Annotated in this window: 1 protein-coding gene; it reads right to left on the minus strand. The window is 38.0% G+C overall.

The features are described from left to right. Positions 1–70: 70 nt before the first annotated feature. Complete coding sequence (locus O970_RS09215) at positions 71–400, minus strand: hypothetical protein (protein WP_133459410.1); 330 nt, start codon at positions 398–400, stop codon at positions 71–73. Positions 401–606: the final 206 nt, after the last annotated feature.

The raw sequence follows: 606 nt of genomic DNA on the forward strand, positions 1-606 counted from the left end.
CGTTATGATAAAGAATCAGTAAATGACGATTCTTCAGGAAAAAGATGTTGATATTCTCGCCCTAAATCGGTTAAATCATAATGATAAATCCCTGGCTGCCCGGCTGCCCTGCCACTGGCTCACGGGTTAATAAACCGATATGAGCAAATAAGGGAAGTGATCTTGATAATTTCCCCTTATTCCAGACTGTCCATTGATCATCATCTTCTAATACAGGCTCATCAGTATAAGGAAACTTTACTGCCCCTAAATATAAACAAAAATCACCTTTCGCTTTAGTCACAGCCCGTGCTTCATCATAACCATTTTGGATCATGGTTTTTAGCTGCCCTTTGTTATAACAGCCACACAATATACTGGCGACTAAGCCTATCGTGATAAGTTGGGTTAACTTGTTCATCTTTTTCCTCTCAATTATTTTTATCTATTAAAGCGTTATTGCTGGTGTTTATACGTATAAAACATCAGTAAAGGTTTCACTGCCTCAGCCTTATTATTGTCATTTTTAGGCATCTTGCCTTGCGGCCAGTAGCGTATTTGTAAATACACTTCATCTGCCCCTGAAAATCTATACGCCCCTATTTTATAAAATAGCTGAAAATAAAG

The sequence above is a fragment of the Candidatus Schmidhempelia bombi str. Bimp genome, assembly GCF_000471645.3.
Taxonomy (GTDB): domain Bacteria; phylum Pseudomonadota; class Gammaproteobacteria; order Enterobacterales; family Orbaceae; genus Utexia; species Utexia bombi.